Source organism: Pseudomonas sp. TH04, from assembly GCF_016651355.1.
Taxonomy (GTDB): domain Bacteria; phylum Pseudomonadota; class Gammaproteobacteria; order Pseudomonadales; family Pseudomonadaceae; genus Aquipseudomonas; species Aquipseudomonas fluorescens.
On the sequence record NZ_JAEKEA010000001.1, the window covers coordinates 3,042,878 to 3,058,508 of the forward strand.

Sequence of the window (15,631 nt, forward strand, 5' to 3'; positions counted from 1 at the left end):
ATACGGTAAATCAGTCAGTACATTGGGTGACTGACACTCCGCATTCGCGAGCAAGCCCGCTCCCACATTGACCGCACTCGCAGCGCCCTTCTCTCGTTCTGCCCTTCCATCACGCAAATCAATCTTGCTATCCAGCCTCCATTCGCACACTTAGACTCTGGCCTATTCCCCTACAGGTAAGCCGCCATGTCCGAGACGCTGCTCAGTTCCCGCAATCTGGCTTTCGAGCTGTACGAAGTCCTCGATGCCGAGGGCCTGACTCAGCGCGAGCGGTTTGCCGAACACAACCGTGAAACCTTCGATGCCGCCATCAGCACCGCGCGCAGCATTGCCGAGAAGTTCTTCGCACCGCACAACCGCAAGAACGACGAAAACGAACCGCGCTATGAAGACGGCCAGGCGATCCTGATCCCGGAAGTGAAACCCGCCGTGGACGCGTTCCTCGAAGCCGGCTTTCTGAACGCCGCCCGCAGTTTCGAAGCCGGCGGCATGCAACTGCCGACCTTGCTGTCCCAGGCCTGTTTCGCGCACTTCCAGTCGGCCAACGCCGCTTCCACGTCCTACCCGTTCCTGACCATGGGCGCCGCCAACCTGATCGAAAGCTTCGGCACCGAGGAACAGAAACAGCGCTTCCTGCAACCGATGATCGACGGCCGTTTCTTCGGCACCATGGCGCTGACCGAACCGCATGCCGGCTCGTCGCTGTCGGATATTCGTACGCGCGCCGAGCCTGCTGCCGACGGCAGTTATCGGCTCAAGGGCAATAAGATTTTCATCTCCGGTGGCGATCATCCGCTGTCGGAAAACATCGTGCACATGGTGCTGGCCAAGTTGCCGGATGCACCGGCCGGGGTGAAGGGCATTTCGCTGTTTATCGTGCCCAAATTCCTGGTGAACGACGACGGCAGTCTGGGCGCACGCAACGACGTGCTGCTGGCCGGGCTGTTCCACAAGATGGGCTGGCGTGGCACCACGTCGACGGCACTGAACTTCGGCGATAACGGGAACTGTGTCGGCTATCTGGTGGGCAAACCCCATCAGGGCCTGAGCTGTATGTTCCAAATGATGAACGAGGCGCGCATCGGCGTCGGCATGGGCGCGGTGATGCTGGGTTACGCCGGCTATCTCTACTCGCTGGAGTACGCTCGCGAACGTCCGCAAGGGCGCCTGCCCGATAGCAAAGACCCGAGCACCGCGCCGGTCGCGATCATCCAGCACGCCGATATCAAGCGCATGCTGCTGACCCAAAAGGCTTACGTAGAAGGCGCCTTCGACCTGGGCCTGTATGCGGCGCGGCTGTTCGACGACACCACTACGCTGGCCAGCGATGCCGAGCGCAAGCACGCCCACGAATTGCTCGACTTGCTGACGCCCATCGTTAAATCCTGGCCGTCGGAGTTCTGCCTCAAGGCCAATGAACTGGCGATCCAGATTCTCGGCGGCCACGGCTACACCCGCGAATACCCGGTGGAGCAGTACTACCGCGACAACCGCCTGAACCCGATCCATGAGGGGACCCACGGCATCCAGTCGCTGGATTTGCTCGGGCGCAAACTCGCGCAAAACGGCGGTGCGGGGTTGAAACAGCTGATCCGCCTGATCGCCGACACCAGCGCGCGTGCTCAGAAATACGCATCACTGACGGCATTGCGAGAACCCCTGGAACACCTGGTGGCACGCCTGCAAAGCGTGACCATTGGCCTGCTGACCGATCTGGCCCAAGGCAAGGTCAACCGCAGCCTGGCGAATTCGGCGCTGTACTTGAAGGTATTCGGGCACACGGTGATTGGCTGGCGCTGGCTGGAGCAGGCAATTCGCGCTGAAGAAGGCTTGGCCAGGGGCAATGCGGCCGATGTCGCCTTCTATAAAGGCAAGCTCCAGGCCGCTCGGTACTTCCTGACCTGGGAAGTGCCGAGCTGCCATCATGAACTGGCGATTCTGGAGGCACGCGATGACACGTGCCTGGGGATGCAGGATGAGTGGTTCTAAGGCGTTCCGATCGCCTTGGAAATCACGTCGACCGTGGCGCTGACTTGCTCTTGGTAACGGTCGAGTTCCTGCTGGTGGTGCTTTTGCATTTCGATCTGCTCGGCGCACAGGTTCAGTGCGGCCAGTACCAATAATTTGTCACCGATCAGGGTCGGGTACTTTTTCTTGGTGGTGGCCAGGGACGCCTTGAGCATGGTCACGGCGTGCATCAGGGTTTGATCCCCCCCATCCGGCGCCTTGATCGAGTAATCCTCTCCGAGAATCGAAACGACCTTTATCCCTTCATTCATGCGCCGACAGGCCCTGCGCTCACGCGCTCAACCAACGCCTGGATGCGAGCGGCGGTGGCGCCGTGCTTTTCTTCCTGCTCCATCAAGTTCAGTTGCAGGCTGTCGTTTTCATCCTTGGCGCGGGCCAGTTCCGCCTTGAGGGATTCGTTGCTGCCCAGTAGGTCCTGATTCTGCTGTACCAGGTCGCTGACCAGTTGTTCCAATTGGCTGAGGGATGCTTCTAACATTTTGATTTCTCGGGCATTTTCAAAGGGCGGTGACGATAAAGAAAATTCACCTCGGATGCCAGGGTTATCCCCGGCGCGCAGCCCGTTTTTTAAGGGCCGGGCCGCACTTTCGAGCCTTAGTGACTGCATTTACCCGATCTGGTTCCTGAATCCACCCAACTGCTCGTCAGATGCGACAAAAGCGCACGCGGCCTTAAGACTTTAGTCGCATGGCCGATAGCTGATGCACACCCCGTCTCACGGCCGCACGGATCGCGCTTCTCCCCAGGATTCCAGCATGTCTCTTCGTAATATGAACATCGCGCCGAGGGCCTTTCTTGGCTTCGCGTTTATTGGCGCACTCATGTTGTTTCTCGGTGTGTTCGCCCTGAACCAAATGAGCAAGATTCGCGCAGCCACCGAAGACATCACGCTGTCGAGCGTGCCAAGCATTCGCGCCCTCGATGAGTTCACCCAACTGACCCTGCGCCTGCGGGTGTTGTCCTACCGCTTGCTGACCAACCGCGAGCCGGACGTGCAGCAAAAGACCCTGGAAGCGTTTGAACTGCGCAACCAGCAGATCCGCGCCGCTCAGGGCGCCTACGAAAAACTCATCGAAGGTAGCGAAGAGCGTGCCGCGTACGACGAATACGTGCGTTTGCTCAGCCAGTACCATCAGATCGAGGAGCGCATGAAGAGCTTGTCTCGCGCCAACCAGATCGACGAGCTGCGCACCTTGCTCAACACCGAGTTGCTGAGCAACGCCGAGCAGGTCAATTCGGTGCTCGCGCGCCTGCTGGACATCAACAACAAGATGGCCAACGCGACTAACCAGGAGGCCAAAGACCAGTACGACATGGCCTTCGACCTGGTGGTGGGCCTGCTGATTATTGCCACGGCGTTGACCCTGTTGTTCGCGTGGTTGCTGACCCGCAGCATCACCCTGCCAATCGCCCAGGCCCTGGAAGCCGCCGAGGAAGTGGCTGAAGGCAACCTGACGCGCCCGATCAACGTCGACGGCAACGACGAAGCCGGCCGCCTGCTGGCGGCCATGGCCAAGATGCAAGACAAGCTGCGCGACACCTTGCAACGCATCGCCGGTTCCGCCACCCAGCTTGCATCGGCAGCGGAAGAGCTGAATGCCGTCACCGACGAAAGTGCGCGCGGCCTGACCCAGCAAAACAATGAAATCGAACAAGCCGCCACCGCCGTCAACGAGATGACCAGCGCCGTCGAAGAAGTCGCGCGCAATGCGGTGAGCACTTCCGAAGCGTCGCGCAATGCGACCACTTCCGCCGGTGACGGCCGTGATCTGGTGCAGGAAACTGTCAGCGCCATCGAGCGCATGAGCGGCGACGTGCAAGCCACGGCCACCTTGATTGGCGAGCTGGCGAATGAATCGCGGGATATCGGCAAGGTGCTGGACGTGATTCGCGGCCTGGCCGACCAGACCAACCTGCTGGCCCTGAACGCTGCCATTGAAGCCGCGCGTGCCGGTGAAGCCGGCCGCGGGTTTGCCGTCGTGGCAGATGAAGTGCGGGCTTTGGCCCATCGCACCCAGCAGTCCACCAGCGAGATCGAGCGGATGATCGGCAGCATTCAGGCCGGCACCGAGCATGCGGTGGATTCGATGCGTAACAGCACCGAGCGCGCGGAATCGACGTTGAATATCGCCAAAGGCGCCGGGATGTCGCTTGATACGATCAACACCGCGATTGTCGAGATCAACGAGCGCAACCTGGTCATCGCCAGTGCGGCGGAGGAGCAGGCGCAAGTGGCGCGGGAAGTGGACCGCAACCTGGTGAATATCCGTGATCTGTCGGTGCAGTCGGCGACCGGCGCCAGCCAGACGAGTGCCGCGAGCACTGAGCTGTCGCGCTTAGCGGTGGATTTGAATGGGATGGTGGGACGCTTTCGCCTTTAACTGACACACCCAGGTCAACAATGTGCGAGCTGTGTTTAGTCGTGCTCGCGAGTGCTGAGTGCCCGTCAAGCTATCTGCCGGCTGACACACCGTATTCGCGAGCAAGCCCGCGCCCACATTTGGATCTGTGCGATTCAGAAAAAGCTTTTTGACAGCACCGCAATTCAACAGGTTAGAATCGCTGGCACGCAGACTGCATGGTCAGTTCGCGCCCGTCTTCCCCGTTCTGGAGTACTGCCTTTGAATGCGACGACCATCAACAGCCTGTTCTTGATCGGCGCGTTGCTGGTGGGTGCGAGCATTCTGGTCAGTTCTCTTTCCTCACGCCTGGGCATCCCGATTCTGGTGATCATCCTGGCTGTCGGCATGGCCGCCGGCGTCGACGGCGGCGGCATCATCTTCGATAACTACCCGACCGCCTACCTGGTGGGCAACCTCGCGCTGGCAGTGATCCTGCTCGACGGCGGCTTGCGCACACGGGTGGCGAGTTTCCGCGTGGCACTCTGGCCGGCTTTGTCGCTGGCCACGGTGGGGGTGTTGATTACCACCGGCCTCACCGGCATGGCCGCGGCCTGGCTGTTTGACCTGAATATCATTCAAGGCTTATTGATCGGCGCCATCGTCGGCTCGACGGACGCCGCGGCAGTGTTCTCGCTGCTGGGCGGCAAGGGCCTGAACGAACGGGTCAGCGCCAGCCTGGAAATCGAATCCGGCAGCAACGACCCGATGGCGGTGTTCCTCACCGTCACCCTGATCGACATGCTGGCCAGCGGCCAAACCGGCCTGCACTGGAGCCTGTTGGGCCACCTGATCCGTGAATTCGGCATCGGCGGTATCGTCGGCCTGGGCGGCGGCTGGCTGATGCTGCAAATGGTCAACCGCATCAACCTGGCCACCGGCCTGTACCCGATTCTGGTGATCGCCGGCGGCCTGGTGGTGTTTGCCTTGACCAACGCTCTGCATGGCAGCGGCTTCCTCGCCGTGTACCTGTGCGGCCTGGTGATCGGCAACCGCCCGGTGCGTAGCCGTCATGGCATTTTGCACATGCTCGACGGCATGGCCTGGCTGGCACAGATCGGCATGTTTTTGGTGCTGGGCCTGCTGGTCACACCTCATGATTTGCTGCCGATCGCCCTGCCGGCCCTGGGCCTGGCGCTGTGGATGATCCTGTTTGCGCGGCCGCTGTCGGTGATGGTCGGCCTGTTGCCGTTCAAAGCCTTCCACGATCGCGAAAAAGCCTTTATCGCCTGGGTCGGCCTGCGCGGCGCGGTGCCGATCATCCTCGCCGTGTTCCCGCTGATGGCCGGCCTGCCTCACGCGCAGCTGTACTTCAACCTGGCGTTCTTTATCGTGCTGGTGTCGTTGCTGGTGCAGGGCACAAGCCTGCCGTGGGTAGCCAAGCTGCTGAAAGTCACCGTACCGCCGGACCCTGCGCCGATTTCCCGCGCGGCCCTGGAAGTGCACGTCACCAGCGAGTGGGAGCTGTTCGTCTACCGCCTGGGCGCCGAGAAATGGTGCATCGGCGCGGCCCTGCGCGAACTGAGAATGCCCGAGGGCACCCGCATCGCGGCGCTGTTCCGCGGCCAGCAACTGCTCCACCCGTCGGGTAGTACGGTGCTGGAAGTCGACGATTTGCTCTGTGTGATCGGCCACGAACACAACCTTCCGGCGCTGGGCAAGCTGTTCAGCCAGGCACCGCAACGCGGCCTCGACCTGCGTTTCTTCGGCGATTTCGTGCTCGAAGGCGACGCCCAACTGGGCGCGGTCTCGGCGTTGTACGGCCTCAAACTGGACGGCATCGACCCGGATATGCCATTGAGCCGCTTCATCACCCAGAAAGTCGGCGGCGCGCCGGTCGTGGGCGACCAGGTGGAGTGGAACAACACCCTGTGGACCGTCGCGGTCATGGACGGGAACAAGATCGGAAAAGTCGGCGTCAAATTCCCCGAAGGAAGTCGTCCAGGCCCTGGACTCTTCCTCTAAACTGCGGGGCTATGGCGCCACGCCCCCACCTTCTTTACCTTGCTCGATCGGTATCCATGACAACTCTGCGCACCTTCATCGCCACTGCCCTGCTCGGCCTGACCCTTTGTGTCGGCAGCGTTTATGCCGCCGACCCGCCCAGCGCCGACGCCATCCAGCAAACCCTGGACAAGCTGCCCGACCGCAAGCTGCCCGACGCCGACATGAAGGCGCTGCAAACAATCCTGCAACAGACCCTGACCTACCTGGGCAACAAGCAGGATTACGAGCAGCGCCTCACCGACCTCAAGCGTCAGCTGGAAGCCGCTCCGCGTCAGACCACCGATAACCAGCGTGAGTTGGTGCGGCTCAAGGCCACCAAAATCATCCCGGTGGCCCAACGCTACGCCACCCTGCCGGTGCCGCAGCTCGAACAATTGCTGGTGCAGCGCAGCACCCAGCAAGGCGACCTGCAAAAAGAACTGGCCGACGCCAACAGCCTGACCATCGCCGCCCAAACCCGCCCCGAGCGCGCCCAGACTGAAATTAGCAGCAGCCAGACGCGCATCCAGCAGATCAACACGATCCTCAAGGCCGGCAAAGACAACGGCAAGTCACTCAGCGGCGACCAGCGCAACCAGTTGAACGCCGAACTCGCGGCCCTCAATGCCCTGATCCCGCTGCGTCGCCAGGAACTGGCCGGCAACAGCCAGCTGCAAGACCTGGGTAACAGCCAGCACGATCTGGTGGTGGAAAAAACCGCGCGCCTGGAACAAGAGATCCAGGACCTGCAAACCCTGATCAACCAGAAACGCCTGGCCCAGTCCCAGCAGACCGTTACCCAACAATCCATCGAAGCGCAGAAAGCCGGCGGCAGCAGCCTGTTGGCCACGGAGAGCGCAGCCAACCTGAAGCTCTCCGACTACCTGCTCAAAAGCACCGACCGCCTCAACGACCTGACCCAGAAAAACCTGCAGACCAAGCAGCAACTGGACACCGTGACCCAAAGCGACTCGGCGCTGGACGAGCAGATCAACGTGCTCAAGGGCAGCCTGCTGCTCTCCAAGATCCTCTATAAACAAAAGCAGGCGCTGCCACGCCTCACCGTGGATCGCAACCTGGCAGACGACATCGCCAACATTCGCCTGTACCAGTTCGAGGTCAACCAGCAGCGCGAGCTGATCAGCACCCCCAGCACGTATGTGGATAACCTGCTCGCCAATCAGCCACCCGACGACGTCACGCCGCAACTGCGACGCACCCTGCTGGAGTTGGCAATCACCCGCAGCGACCTGCTGGAGCGCCTGAGCCGTGAGCTGAGCGCGCTGCTGAACGAATCGATCACCCTGCAACTGAACCAGAAACAACTGCTCAGCACCGCCACTAACCTGCGTGCGACCCTCGACGAGCAGATGTTCTGGATCCCCAGCAACAAGCCGCTGGACACCGAGTGGCTGGAAACCGTACCGGACCACCTGAGCAAGCAAGTCACCACCCTGCCCTGGGCCTCCAGCGTCAGCGAACTGTATGACGGCCTGACCCAGCGCCCGCTGCTGTTCCTGCCATTACTGCTATTGATCGGCGCGCTGTTGTGGCGACGCAAAGCCTTGTACCAGCGCCTGAACAAGGTGCACCTGGACATCGGCCACTTCAAACGCGACAGCCAGTGGCACACGCCGCAGGCGATTCTGATCAATATCCTGCTGGCAATGCCGGTGTCCCTGGGCCTGGCGCTGTGCGGCTACGCCCTGCAGATTGACGCCCGTGGGCAAAACGCCAACCTGGGCGCTGCCTTGTTGCAGATCGCTCAGGCATGGCTGGTGTTTTATACCGCGTACCGGATACTCGCCCCAGGCGGCGTGGCAGAGCTGCACTTCCGCTGGGAACGGCCTCAGGTGCACTTTCTGCAAGGATGGGTACGCAAGCTCGGGCTGGTGGTACTGGCCCTGGTGGCGGTGGTGGCGATCGCCGAGCACCAGCCGGCCGCGCTGGCCGACGACGTGCTGGGCATCGGCGTGGTGCTGACCTGCTATGCGCTGATGGCCTGGCTGCTGGGCCGCCTGCTGCTGAACAGCCCGACCCACGAAAAAGCCTCGCTGTTTCGCAAAGCCGTAGGCTTGATGTTTACCGCCCTGCCCATCGCCCTGTTTATCGCCGTGTGCTTTGGCTACTACTACACCGCGCTCAAGCTCAGCGACCGTTTGATCAACACCTTGTACCTGCTGATGTTCTGGCTGGTCATCGAGGCCACCTTCGTACGCGGCCTGGGAGTGGCCGCACGGCGCCTGGCCTATGCGCGCGCCCTGGCCAAACGCCAGGCCGCCAAGGAAGCCGGTGACGGCGAAGCGGTGATAGAAGAACCGACCCTGGACATCGAGCAAGTCAACGAACAGTCCATGCGCCTGATTCGCCTGGCCCTGCTCGGCGGGTTTATCGCGGCACTGTATTGGGTGTGGAAAGACCTGATCACCGTGTTCTCCTACCTGGACAACGTCACGCTCTACGAATACACCAGCGGCACCGGCGCCAATATCAGCATGGTGCCGATCAGTATCGGCGACTTGCTCGGCGCGTCGATCATCATCGGCATCACCTTTGCCCTGGCGCGCAACCTGCCCGGCCTGCTTGAGGTGCTGGTGCTGTCCAAGCTGGATCTGGCCCAGGGCAGTGCCTACGCCACAACCACCTTGCTGTCGTATGTGATTGCCGGCGTGGGCTTCGTCTCCACGCTGTCCACCCTCGGCGTGAGCTGGGACAAATTGCAATGGCTGGTGGCAGCGCTGTCGGTGGGGTTGGGCTTCGGGATGCAGGAGATCTTCGCCAACTTTATCTCCGGCATCATGATCCTGTTCGAACGCCCGGTGCGCATCGGCGACACCATCACCATCGGCAACCTGTCGGGCACGGTCAGCAAGATCCGCATCCGTGCCACCACCATCACCGACTTCGACCGCAAAGACATCATTGTCCCGAACAAAACCTTCATCACCGGGCAATTGATCAACTGGTCGCTGACCGACACCATCACCCGCGTCACCCTGAAACTGGGCGTGGACTACGGTTCAGACCTGGACCTGGTGAAGGAACTGTTGCTCAAGGCCGCCAGGGAAAACCCACGCGTGCTGAAAGAGCCGGAACCCCATGTGTACTTCCTCAACTTCGGCGAAAGCACCCTCGACCACGAACTGCGCATGCACGTGCGCGACCTGGGTGACCGCAACCCAGTGATCGACGAGGTAAACCGCTTTATCAACCGTGAGTTCAAGCACCACCACATCAACATCTCGTTCCGCCAGATGGAGGTCTACTTGAAAAACCTCCACGGCCAGGAATACAAACTGGTGGAAGTCGACACCCCGGCCAAGCCCGCCAACGACGGCGGTGTGCAAGAGCCGCCGCCAAGCAAACTCGACTAACGCGTCTATCCCCAGCAGAATGCTCGGACATTCTGCTGGAGATGGCCGGTGAAAGCCCTCGACGAACTGACCTTCGACAACCGCTTCGCACGCCTGGGCGACGCGTTCTCAACCCACGTACTGCCCGACCCCCTCGACGAGCCGCGCCTTGTGGTGGCGAGCAATGCCGCCATGGCACTGCTTGACCTCGACCCGGCGGTGGCCGAAACGCCGGTGTTCGCCGAGCTTTTCAGCGGGCACACGCTGTGGGCCGAAGCGGAACCACGGGCGATGGTCTATTCCGGGCATCAGTTTGGCGGCTACACCCCGCAACTGGGTGATGGCCGTGGGTTGTTGCTGGGTGAGGTGTACAACGAGGCTGGCGAGCATTGGGACTTGCACCTCAAAGGCGCGGGGATGACGCCTTACTCGCGCATGGGCGATGGTCGCGCGGTGCTGCGTTCTTCGATTCGTGAATTTCTCGCTTCCGAAGCCCTGCACGCGCTGGGCATCCCCAGCAGCCGCGCGTTGTGCGTGGTCGGCTCCAGCACCCCGGTGTGGCGCGAGACTCAGGAACGCGGCGCCATGGTGTTACGCCTGGCGCACAGCCATGTCCGCTTCGGGCATTTCGAATACTTCTACTACACCAAGAAGCCCGAACAGCAGGCAGCACTGGCCGAACACGTGTTGAACCTGCACTACCCCGAGTGCCGTGAACAGCCCGAGCCGTACCTGGCAATGTTCCGCGAAATCGTCGAACGCAATGCCGAAATGATCGCCAAATGGCAGGCCTATGGCTTCTGCCACGGCGTGATGAACACCGACAACATGTCGATCCTGGGCATCACCTTCGACTTCGGGCCATTTGCGTTTCTCGACGATTTTGACGCGCACTTCATCTGCAACCATTCCGATCATGAAGGGCGTTATTCCTTCAGCAACCAGGTGCCGATCGGGCAGTGGAACCTGAGTGCGCTGGCCCAGGCGCTCACGCCGTTCATCAGCGTTGACGCCTTGAAGGCAGCGTTGGGCCTGTACCTGCCGCTGTATCAGGCGCACTACCTGGACTTGATGCGCCGCCGGTTGGGGCTCACCACTGCCGAAGAAGATGACCAGAAGCTGGTGGAACGCTTGCTGAAACTGATGCAGAACAGCGGTGTGGACTACACGCTGTTCTTCCGGCGCCTGGGCGATGAGTCAGCGGCGTTGGCCGTGGCGCGGCTGCGTGATGACTTTGTCGATCTGGCCGGGTTCGATGCCTGGGCTGAGCTGTACAAAGCCCGTGTTGCCCGGGATGGGGAGTGCAGCGACGTGCAGCGCCGCGAGCGCATGCATGCGGTCAACCCGCTGTACATCCTGCGCAACTATCTGGCGCAGAACGCCATCGCCGCCGCCGAGTCAGGCGATTACAGCGAAGTCAGGCGGCTGCATGACGTGCTGAGCAAACCGTTCGACGAACAGCCGGGCATGGAGCAGTACGCCCAGCGGCCGCCGGATTGGGGCAAGCATTTGGAGATTAGTTGTTCGTCATAAAACCCCTGGATAAAGGTTTCCACTGACACCCCAAATCGGTCGGCCAGCAACACAGCACACGCTCCAACAGCCTGGGTACTGGGTTTCACATCAGCATCGGCAAACTGTGAGTGGATGAGACATCGCCTTCACAGCTTGATAAACCCTGGACTTGGCTCCAAATACATTCCATTGGCCATACCAAGGAGCCCACCATGTCCGAACCGCTTGTCATCCCCTGCCCGCATTGCAACGGCCTCAACCGCATCCCCGGCGAACGCCTGGGCGATGCGCCGAAATGTGGGCGGTGCAAGCAGCCGGTGTTGTTGAACACGCCTTTTGAGCTGAAACAAGGCGACTACGCCAGCCAGATCAAAGGCGACTTGCCGCTGCTGGTGGACGTGTGGGCCGAGTGGTGTGGGCCGTGTAAGTCTTTTGCGCCGGTGTTTGAACAGGCAGCCGCTCAGTTGGAAGGCACGTGTCGCTTGGCCAAGCTGGACAGCGAAGCCAATCAGCAGCTCTCGGCGCAGTTGGGGATTCGTTCGATACCCAGTTTGATTCTGTTCAAGAACGGTCGCGAAGTGGCGCGCCAGAGTGGGGCGTTTCCGTTGCCGCAGTTGATGAGCTGGTTGCGTAGCCAGGGCGTGTAATTCGGATTTCGCGAGCACCGCGCCCCATGTGGGAGGGGGCTTGCTCCCGATGGCAGTGGGTCAGTCAATGTATGCAGTGACGGGCACACCGCTATCGGGAGCAAGCCCCCTCGCACATTTTTGTCCGCGTTTACCTTGAGGCTACGGGGGATTCGCGGTCCATCATCTGGCCGACCAGCATTACGCCGAGCTCACTCAATTGATGGATGGCCAGGGCCACGTCGCGGTGTTCGCCAGTGAGGTTGTTGGACAGATTGAGCAATAGGGTGCGCACGGAAGAAAAGGTTTCGTAGCTGTTGAGCACGAGGGTTTCGGTGGGGAGGTTGGGGGTAATGCTGTAAAGATTACTAGTTTTCATCGTTATTCCCGGAGTGGGCCGCCCTTACCTCGCTACTAAACGAGGGTGGCAGCTGTGCGCAGGTTAGTAGACCGGGGAACAACGCAAAGCCGGCGCACCCGAAGATGCCCTACGCACAGCCACCATCAAACACAGACAAAAGTCTGCTAGATGAAGCTCGTGCACTTTACGCCGTTCTTCGGGCTACTAAACCCGACCGCTGAACATTCAGCGACCGAAGAACCTTAGAGACGCCCATCCAGACGCACAAGCCGGCGGATTCTGGCTTACCTGTAGGCAACGATACAAGGCACACCCCCGTTTGCCAGACCCTTCCTACAGCCTATGTGGGCCCCATCCAAATCCCCCTACAGGAATGCAAAAACAAATGTGGGCGCGGGCTTGCCTGCGATGGCATCGCCTCGGTGTGCCTGACAGACCGGGTCGCCTGTATCGCAGGCAACCCAACGCCCACAGGTTATGCGGTGACGGCAAGGATCAGGCGTTTTCCAGCAAGTTATGCAACGCCACAAACTGTTGCGTCAGCTTATGCCGTGGGTCGAGGTGGATCAGCGGCATGTTCTCCTGGTGCGACTCGCGCATGCGCACCGAGCTGGCCAGGTACACCGGCAGCACCGGCAGGCCTTCGGCAATCAGCTCATCAAGCATCTGCTGCGGCAAGCTCGCACGGGCCTGGAACTGGTTGACCACGATGCCTTCCACTTCCAGGCCTTCATTGTGGTCTTCCTTCAATTCTTCGATTTCCGCCAACAGGCCGTACAGCGCCTGGCGCGAGAAGCTGTCGCAATCGAAGGGGATTAGCACACGATCAGCGGCAATCAGCGCCGAAACCGCATAGAAATTCAGGGCTGGCGGCGTATCCAGATAGATCCGGTCGTAATCCTCGCTCAGCTCGTCCAGCAGCTTTCGCAACTTATTGATCTTGTGCTTGGCTTCAAGTTTGGGCTGCAGGTCCGCCAGCTCGGCGGTCGCGGTGATGACATGCAGGTTATCGAACGGGGTTTCGTAGATATCCACGCGATTTTTCTTCGAAAACGGCCCGGAAGACAGGGTTTGCTTGAAGAATTCGGCAATGCCCATCGGGATATCGTCGCCGGTCAGCCCAGTGAGGTACTGGGTTGAGTTGGCCTGTGCATCGAGGTCCACCAACAGGGTTCGATAGCCTTCACTGGCGCTCACCGCCGCCAGGTTGCAGGCGATGCTGGACTTGCCAACGCCACCTTTCTGATTGAACACCACACGCCGCATGGAAAAACCTCCGTGTATCAATGAATGTCCGAGTGTAGAGGGCAAAAGCGCCTGTTAGCTACCTCGTTCATCCATGCACTGCTGCATCGCGGGGCCAGATTCTGCCGAGCCCCGACACATTAAAAGGAATAGTCCGACAATCCTCCTGGCTTCAGGTAAAGGACAATGTGTAAATCCTTTCCAGGAAATTGTAATAAGCCGTGAACAATTATTTACCAAAGTTTGCTAGAACCCCGCAGCACCGGGATAATGCGCGCCATTCGGCCATTGTTCCCTGTCCCGGTATTCGGGGCCAACGGCCGCACATGGAAGCCCGCAGGGGCGGGATAACTTCTCAGTGATCACTTTCAATATCGCCCAATGGCGCGCCTGGGCTCCTGGCCTGGAGAGTGCGCACGATTGGCACGCCTGGTGCCAGGCCCCTGTGGTGCTGCCCGCGAGCGATGCATCCCCCGATGTGGCGTTCCTGCCCGCCATGCAGCGCCGCCGCCTGAGCCGACTGGCGCGCATGGCGTTCAGCGTGGGCTGGCCGCTGGCCGAGGGCCTGCAAGACCTGCCGCTGGTGTTTATCTCCCGGCACGGCGAAACCCCGCGCACCCTCGACATCCTCAGCGACCTGGCCAACGAGCAGCCACTGTCGCCCACCCAGTTCAGCCTGTCGGTGCATAACGCGGTGATTGGCCTGTGGTCGATCCTGCGTAATGAAACCAGCGAAATGACCGCCCTCGCGGCTGCCGGCGACGGCCTGGAACACGGCATGCTCGAAGCCGCCGCGCTGCTCAACGAAGGCGCCCCCGCAGTATTGCTGGTGATTACCGAAGAACAGCCACCCGCGGCCTACGCCAACTGGATTGTTGACGTGCCCTTCCCCTACGCACTCGGCCTGCTGTTGACGCCGGGCGACGAGTGGCGATTGGAACTAAACAGCGGCGCTGTCCAACTCAGTCAAACCCAGTGGCCCCATGCCCTGAACCTGCTGCGCACCCTGCTCACTGATCAGGCCGCCTGCCAACATGCCTGGAAGAACCGCGTATGGAACTGGCAACGCCAGCCATGACCGACAAGCCACGGGACGCCTATTACTGGCGCCTGTTCGCCACCGCCGCCAGCTTCGTCCTGTTCGGCGTCGGCGGGCTGTGCCTGCGTCTGCTGGTGTTCCCCTTGCTCGGTTGCCTGCCGGGCAGCGCTGAAAAACACCAGCGCCGCGCCCGTCACACCATCAGCAAGCTGTTCTGGTTCTTTATCTGCCTGATGCAACGCGCCGGCGTGCTGACCTACAGCGTCGAAGGCGCAGAAAAACTCGGCCGCCCCGGCCAGATGGTCATTGCCAACCACCCGTCGCTGATCGACGTGGTGTTTTTGATCGGTCTGGTGCGCCAGGCCAACTGCGTGGTCAAGCAGAGCCTGTGGCAAAACCCCTTTACCCGTGGGCCGGTGCGTGATGCCAGCTATATCAGCAATGACGGCAGCGCCGAAATGCTTGATGCCGCCGCCGATGCCCTGCGCGAAGGCCAGACGCTGATCATCTTTCCCGAAGGCACCCGCACCGCACCCGGCGCGATGCCCGCCTTTCATCGCGGGGGCGCCGCCATTGCGCTGCGGGGTGCGACAATCATCACCCCCGTGGTGATCAAGGTCAGCCCCACGACCCTGACCAAGGCCGAACCCTGGTATCGCATCCCCAAATGCCGCGTGCACTTCAGTTTGCGGGTGGGTGCCGATATAGAACCACAAGCGTTTGCCGCACTTGGGCCTGCGCCCCAGGCTTCACGCAAGCTCAACGATTACCTGCATGACTATTTCATTAAGGAGCTCGCCGAAGATGAGCGACCAACACCGCCTTGAGCACGACATAAAGACACTGATCATCGAGGCCCTGGGCCTGGAAGACATCAGCGTCGACGACATCGGTAGCGAACAAACCCTGTTCGGCGAAGGCCTGGGCCTGGATTCAGTCGACGCCCTGGAATTGGGCCTGGCGATTCAGAAAAAGTACGGCATCAAGATTGATGCCGACGCCAAGGACACCCGCAATCACTTCACCAACGTGGCCAGCCTTGCGGCGTTCGTCACGGCCAGACAGGCAGCTTGAGACCG

Annotated in this window: 12 protein-coding genes and 2 pseudogenes; 10 read left to right on the forward strand and 4 right to left on the reverse strand. The window is 60.9% G+C overall.

Features of this window, described 5'->3' with window-relative positions:
- Positions 1 to 186 precede the first annotated feature (186 nt).
- A complete protein-coding gene (locus JFT85_RS13700; RefSeq protein WP_201229988.1) occupies positions 187 to 1,989 on the forward strand; it encodes an acyl-CoA dehydrogenase in 1,803 nt (600 codons plus the stop codon).
- Here the strand turns inward: JFT85_RS13700 and JFT85_RS13705 are convergent.
- Together JFT85_RS13705 and JFT85_RS13710 are read right to left on the reverse strand one after the other, a co-directional pair.
- Complete coding sequence (locus tag JFT85_RS13705; protein ID WP_053253988.1) at positions 1,986 to 2,279, reverse strand: cell division protein ZapA; 294 nt, start codon at positions 2,277 to 2,279, stop codon at positions 1,986 to 1,988. The genes JFT85_RS13700 and JFT85_RS13705 overlap by 4 nt on opposite strands.
- On the reverse strand, positions 2,276 to 2,506 hold the full coding sequence (locus JFT85_RS13710) for a hypothetical protein (RefSeq protein WP_038844376.1): 231 nt from the start codon (positions 2,504 to 2,506) through the stop codon (positions 2,276 to 2,278). Before JFT85_RS13710 ends, JFT85_RS13705 begins: the two co-directional genes overlap by 4 nt.
- Positions 2,507 to 2,849: 343 nt before the next feature.
- Between JFT85_RS13710 and JFT85_RS28725 the strand changes: the two are divergent.
- The 6 genes and pseudogenes from JFT85_RS28725 to trxC form a co-directional block, all read left to right on the forward strand.
- Positions 2,850 to 3,506, forward strand: a pseudogene (locus JFT85_RS28725) (MCP four helix bundle domain-containing protein); the annotation flags it as partial.
- Positions 3,507 to 3,809: 303 nt separating this feature from the next.
- A pseudogene (locus JFT85_RS28730) lies at positions 3,810 to 4,409 on the forward strand (methyl-accepting chemotaxis protein); the annotation flags it as partial.
- 240 nt (positions 4,410 to 4,649) lie between these two features.
- Positions 4,650 to 6,392, forward strand: coding sequence for a potassium/proton antiporter (locus tag JFT85_RS13720; protein ID WP_053253986.1), 1,743 nt, complete (start codon positions 4,650 to 4,652; stop codon positions 6,390 to 6,392).
- Between the two features lie 56 nt (positions 6,393 to 6,448).
- Entirely contained in the window at positions 6,449 to 9,787 is a 3,339-nt protein-coding gene (gene mscK / locus JFT85_RS13725; protein ID WP_053253985.1) for a mechanosensitive channel MscK, read from the forward strand.
- A gap of 48 nt (positions 9,788 to 9,835) precedes the next feature.
- Positions 9,836 to 11,299 carry a protein adenylyltransferase SelO gene (gene selO, locus JFT85_RS13730; protein ID WP_069550862.1) on the forward strand — a complete coding sequence of 488 codons (1,464 nt, stop codon included), beginning with the start codon at positions 9,836 to 9,838 and terminating at the stop codon, positions 11,297 to 11,299.
- 194 nt (positions 11,300 to 11,493) lie between these two features.
- The gene (gene trxC, locus JFT85_RS13735) at positions 11,494 to 11,928 is read left to right on the forward strand and encodes a thioredoxin TrxC (protein WP_069550861.1); all 435 of its coding nucleotides are present in this window, start codon (positions 11,494 to 11,496) and stop codon (positions 11,926 to 11,928) included.
- Positions 11,929 to 12,058: 130 nt separating this feature from the next.
- On the opposite strand, the gene JFT85_RS13740 is transcribed toward trxC, so the two are convergent.
- Both JFT85_RS13740 and JFT85_RS13745 read right to left on the reverse strand, forming a co-directional pair.
- Positions 12,059 to 12,286 carry a DUF6124 family protein gene (locus JFT85_RS13740; RefSeq protein WP_069550860.1) on the reverse strand — a complete coding sequence of 76 codons (228 nt, stop codon included), beginning with the start codon at positions 12,284 to 12,286 and terminating at the stop codon, positions 12,059 to 12,061.
- A gap of 477 nt (positions 12,287 to 12,763) precedes the next feature.
- On the reverse strand, positions 12,764 to 13,534 hold the full coding sequence (locus tag JFT85_RS13745) for a ParA family protein (protein ID WP_053253981.1): 771 nt from the start codon (positions 13,532 to 13,534) through the stop codon (positions 12,764 to 12,766).
- 337 nt (positions 13,535 to 13,871) lie between these two features.
- On the opposite strand from JFT85_RS13745, the gene JFT85_RS13750 reads away from it, so the two are divergent.
- Genes JFT85_RS13750 through JFT85_RS13760 form a run of 3 tightly spaced genes read left to right on the forward strand, consistent with a single transcriptional unit; the run spans position 13,872 to position 15,626 of the window.
- Complete coding sequence (locus tag JFT85_RS13750) at positions 13,872 to 14,591, forward strand: beta-ketoacyl synthase chain length factor (RefSeq protein WP_053253980.1); 720 nt, start codon at positions 13,872 to 13,874, stop codon at positions 14,589 to 14,591.
- A complete protein-coding gene (locus tag JFT85_RS13755) occupies positions 14,567 to 15,379 on the forward strand; it encodes a lysophospholipid acyltransferase family protein (RefSeq protein ID WP_053253979.1) in 813 nt (270 codons plus the stop codon). The genes JFT85_RS13750 and JFT85_RS13755 overlap by 25 nt, the downstream gene beginning before the upstream one ends.
- Positions 15,357 to 15,626 (forward strand): phosphopantetheine-binding protein, encoded by a 270-nt coding sequence (locus JFT85_RS13760; RefSeq protein WP_014716603.1) that lies wholly within the window; start codon positions 15,357 to 15,359, stop codon positions 15,624 to 15,626. The genes JFT85_RS13755 and JFT85_RS13760 overlap by 23 nt, the downstream gene beginning before the upstream one ends.
- Positions 15,627 to 15,631: the final 5 nt, after the last annotated feature.